The organism is Ignavibacteria bacterium, assembly GCA_016873845.1.
GTDB lineage: Bacteria > Bacteroidota > Ignavibacteria > Ch128b > Ch128b > JAHJVF01.
Window position 1 is genome coordinate 1 of sequence record VGVX01000108.1, and the last position, 5,218, is coordinate 5,218.

At 36.9% G+C, this 5,218-nt stretch carries 4 protein-coding genes; 1 reads left to right on the forward strand and 3 read right to left on the reverse strand.

Annotation, left to right across the window (positions count from 1 at the left end):
- Nucleotides 1–402 precede the first annotated feature (402 nt).
- The 3 genes from FJ213_12660 to FJ213_12670 form a co-directional block, all read right to left on the reverse strand.
- Entirely contained in the window at nucleotides 403–1,164 is a 762-nt protein-coding gene (locus FJ213_12660) for an OmpA family protein (GenBank protein MBM4177001.1), read from the reverse strand.
- 643 nt (nucleotides 1,165–1,807) lie between these two features.
- A complete protein-coding gene (locus FJ213_12665; protein MBM4177002.1) occupies nucleotides 1,808–3,277 on the reverse strand; it encodes an OmpA family protein in 1,470 nt (489 codons plus the stop codon).
- Nucleotides 3,278–3,308: 31 nt separating this feature from the next.
- Nucleotides 3,309–4,019, reverse strand: coding sequence for a hypothetical protein (locus FJ213_12670; protein ID MBM4177003.1), 711 nt, complete (start codon nucleotides 4,017–4,019; stop codon nucleotides 3,309–3,311).
- Nucleotides 4,020–4,097: 78 nt separating this feature from the next.
- Between FJ213_12670 and FJ213_12675 the strand changes: the two genes are divergently transcribed.
- The coding region (locus tag FJ213_12675; GenBank protein MBM4177004.1) for an RsmB/NOP family class I SAM-dependent RNA methyltransferase at nucleotides 4,098–5,218 on the forward strand (1,121 nt) is incomplete at its 3' end.

Here is a 5,218-nt window from a genome sequence, read left to right on the forward strand (position 1 = left end):
TTATTTACGGCTTTCTTCTTCAAGCTCTGACGATATCTTTTTTCAGCTGACTTATGTGTAGCCATCAAATCTCCTTAATTTTGGGTCGCAATTTAAGTAAACATGCGCTGATTATCAAACCGAAAGCAAAGTTACTGTTGGATGAATTTTAGATTCGTAAGGTCTCGACAAAGTTTTAATTCCTGAATTATGCAAAAAATTAATTTTAAGGAATTCGAAATACGCGAAATGAAATATTTTACTAAATATCAGCAACAAACAATCTTCCTGAGACCTGTCTATTTCGAGTAATGTAGGAGATGAAAGAAACTCTTAAAATCGCATTTTTAAGAGATAAGATTTTGATGTATAAAAATAAAAAAGCCGCTCAATGAGCGGCTTTACAATGAGTTTTAGCAACTCCTATCTTTCCAGCATTTGAATAACAACTGTGCGTCTGTTAAGTTCGCGACCTTTTTTGGTCTTGTTGTCCTCGGCTGGCATAGTCTCTCCGAACCATTTCTGCTGCATTCTCTGTTTATCTATTCCTTTTTTGACAAGATAATCGAATACAGATTTTGCACGTCGTTCAGAAAGTTTCATATTATAAACTTCAGTACCAATCCAGCAAGTATGTCCCTCTAATGAGAACATTGCATCTGGATTGTTCTTTAAGAAGTCTGCCGCTCCATCAAGTTTTGCAGTTGCTTCTTTTGTTAGATTCGATTTGTCGAATCCGAAGTACACAATCACTTTGAATGGCTCGGTTACTTCTGGGCAACCATAATTGTCGACTTTAGTGCCTTTTGGAGTATCTGGACATTTATCTAAGTAGTCAGGAACTCCATCACCGTCAGAATCTAATGGGCAACCATCTTTATCGACTTTGACATCTTTTGGAGTGTTTGGACATTTATCTAGATAATCAGCGACTCCATCACCATCTGTATCTAGTGGACAGCCATTCTTATCGACTTTTACGTTCTTCGGTGTGTTTGGACATTTATCAAGGTAATCGGCTACGCCATCACCATCAGAATCAATCGGGCATCCTTCTGCATTAACTTGAACTCCTGTTGGTGTATCAGGACATCTATCAAGATAATCAGCCACACCATCTTTGTCAGTGTCTAACGGACAACCGAATTCATCTACCTTAACACCCATTGGAGTATTTGGGCACATATCGTCAGAGTCTAAGACACCATCACCATCGGTATCGTATTCTGCGGAAAGGAATAAAGTAAGTCCAGCTTGTACTGTCGAATATGCATCATTAACGTTTGATACAAGACCTTCTAATTTATCTTGACATGCCATATTAAGTGTGTATGACAGATTCAAGGCAAAAGCTTTACTTAGAAGAAATTTTACCCCAAGCTCGCCGAAGTATCCCAGAGAATTTTGTTCGTTTCCAAGACCATCTTTTTGAAAGATATAATTTCCACCTGCGGCAAGATAGGGGATTGTACTACCGGTTCCCATTGCATACATTAATCCAAGTTTTGCATCTCCCAATTGATCAGCGTCGCCTAAATTGACAAATGCACCCATTAATCTGAGCCCGAATGCATGCTTAGAAGATGTAGAAAAGAACCAATCAAGTCCTCCTCTTCCATGCCAATTGAATTTTGGATCAATATCGGTTTGGGGATACACACCTCCTCCTTCGAGGGTTAAGCCAACCGATCCGCTCAACGGGTTAGAAGAACCGTTATCAGATTGAGCGAATAACGGGCTGGATATGAGTAACAATAGTATTAGAAATCGTACTGTTCGTTTGTTTAGCATTTAACCTCCAATATGTTTATTTGTAATATAATAAATTTTAGTTAATTCTTGTAATGACCACTCGTCTATTTTTTTGTCTTCCAATTTCAGTAGCATTATCGGCAATTGGGAAACTTTCACCCATTCCGGCGGCTGATAATCTATCTTTACCAACACCTAAACCGATAAGAAAGTTCATAACACTAACTGCTCGTTCTTCAGATAACTTTTGATTGAATTTAGTACTTCCCTGGCTATCAGTATGTCCTTCAATTCGCCATTTTATCAATGGATTTTTTAACATGATCTGAGCAATATCGTAAAGTTCTTTTTTCGCATGATCAGTCAGAGTTGATTTGCCAGTTTCAAAGGTTGTCATGCCTTGTAAGATAATCTCTTTTGGTTCTTCAACTAACTTGCAGCCCTCTGAATCGACTTTTACATTTATTTCGGTATTTGGACATTTATCGAGATAATCAGGGACTCCATCCTGATCGCTGTCTAATGGACAGCCCTTATCATTCACTTGAACATTAGATGGAGTATTCGGGCAAGCATCATTATTGTCAGGGACGCCGTCACTATCGCTATCGAGCGGGCATCCTAACTCATTTACCATAAATCCGCTAGGAGTGTTTGGGCATTTATCTTTATAATCTGGCACTCCATCTCGATCGGAATCAACCGGACATCCATCATTGTCAACCTTCACCGCGATTGGAGTGTTAGGGCATTTATCATACTCGTTCACAATTCCGTCTCCATCATCATCTTTTGGAGATTTAATCGGACAGCCAAATTCGTCGACCATTGCTCCGCTTGGAGTGTTTGGGCATAAATCGTAATCATCGTTCACGCCATCATTGTCGGAATCCTTTGCGCTGCCAAAGATTATTGAAATCCCGACGGTTCCCCCCAGATAGATATCTTTTTTCTTCGAAACGTAGCCATCTAGTTCATCCGTGCCGCTAGCATTGTATGAGCTAGCAAAATTTAAGCTTAAACCATCAGCAAGTATAATTTTAAAACCTAACTCACCGAAATAGCTCATAATAATATCTCTCTGTTTAGCATAAACTTTACTTCCGTTTGCATCTTTCGGTTGAAACCAAACTACACTATTTCCGCCGCCCCATAGATAAGGTATAAATCCTCCAAGGTCTAGGGCATATATCAATCCAAATTTTCCATCCATGAATTTTGTATTAAATTCTTTTGAAAATCTCGCTGGCGCATCTCCAATTAACAAACCTGTTGTTGATTTGCCTCCTAACTGTCCGTAACTGCCAAGGAGTTTCAATCCGAAAACACTGGATGAATTCGTTCCAAAAAAATATTCGAAGCCGGCTCGTGATAAAAAACCAAACTTTGTATCCGAAAAATCACCGCTGTAATAAGTTGCGCCGCCATCAATGGTTAGGAGAAATGTTGAACTTAAATAATTGCCATTCCCCTCTCTGCCCGATTGTGCAAAAGAAATTATACTGAAAGATAATACAAGTAATAAATGGACAATGATGCTTTTCATTTTTGATCCTCCCGAGATTTTATGAAATTAATTATCTAACTCTCCTATCATGGAATAAGTGAATAGAAAATCCAGCAACAGCAGAAACAAAATTATCGTTTTTGTTTGAGATGAATCCATCGAGGTCATCAACTTTTCCAACATTATATTTAGCTGCAATATTAAAGCTTAGAGTATTTGTCATAAAAAATCTAATTCCAAACTCACCCATATAGCTCAAAAAACCTTCTCGATCAACCGGTGAATACAAAGCATTATTAAGATCATCTGCTGGAGAATACTTGAATATATAATATGCACCGCCAGCAATGTATGGTATAATTAAATCCTTTCCGAAAGCAATAACTAATCCACCTTCAATTGAGGAGAACTGTGTTTTGAATTTAGTAATTGTTCTTGCAGAAGTACCCGCACCGGCGAATCTGCTAACATCATGGCTCCCAGTAAGTTCACCATAGCTGCCCAATACTCTAATCCCGAGTGTTGCAAAGGAAGTTGAGGGGAAAAATAATTCGAATCCAGCTCTTCCAATGTAACTTATACCGGGAGTGGCAAAATCAGATAATGCTAAAGTTCCTCCCCCCTCAGCGGTTATAACAAAAAAGCTACCAAACGAATGATATTTTGATTTCATTTGATAAATAGAAGTGGTCGTCATCTTATCTATTTCTTGTGCGAGAATAGTGTTTGAAATTAAAAGCGATGCTGCAAAAACAAGAAGCGAAATATATTTGTTTACCATAATATTTCCATAATAAATATATTGTTTGTGTTAAATTTACATAAATATTGTTTAATTTCAACAAAAATACATCTAAATTTGAAAAAGTTAAATTTTTCTCAATTTCGTGTTAATTCTTTAAAGATTAAAGAAGTTGCATTATTAGAACGTATCGGCAGACTTTCCAGAATTGAAAACAGCGTCCATGTAAATACAGTTTCATTATTAAATAAAAATATTTATCGGGCGAATTTACAACTTGGTAAACTAATGGAACATTCCTTGGGGTTAATATACTTACAAAGCTACTCTTCGATGATCCCTGCAATTGTATTGAATCCAAATGAACATGAAAAAATTTTAGACATTTGTTCTGCACCCGGTTCAAAAACAACTTTAATCGCCGAACTGATGAACAATAGAGGATTCGTTCTAGCAAACGAGATTTCTATTGAGCGAATAAAAATGCTCGCTTCAAACATCGATCGATTAGGAATTACAAACACAGCGATTTCCAATTTTAATGGTGCGCTGCTATCAAAATATTTTACAAATTACTTTGATAAAGTTATTGTCGATCCACCCTGCAGTGCGTTAGGTTCGCATCAGGAAAGTTCGAAGAAAAGACTTGAAAGAAATATCAAACGGATTGATAAACTAAGCGAGATTCAATTTAGATTACTTGTCGCGGCGTCAAAAGTCCTGAAGCTTGGCGGCGAATTAGTCTATTCAACTTGCACTACAACACGTGTAGAGAACGAATTGCTCATCCATAAATTTGTAAATAAATATCCATTCGTAATCGTTGATACGAAACTCTCCGAACATTTTGGGGAAAATTTGATTGGGAAAAAAATTTCATCTGATTTATCTAAGACACTTCGATTAGAACCAGAAGTCGTTGATTCGGAAGGATTTTTTATTGCAAAGCTGAAAAAAGTCGATGAGGTTAAAGACGAAAATCAATCAGTTATAAATTTCAATTCAAAGATTCAAGTGCTCGATTCGACGGATGATTTCATTTCAAATATTTTAGAGTCATTAAACGAAAAGTACGGCATTAATGAATCGCTTTGGAAACAATATTTGTATTACCACAAAGGAGATGATTTATATTTTATCTCACATACAGATTTTGATTTTAATTCTATTCCGATTCACCGCATTGGGTTGAAACTTGCATCATTCGATAAAAAAACCGGATGGAGATTAAGTACCAA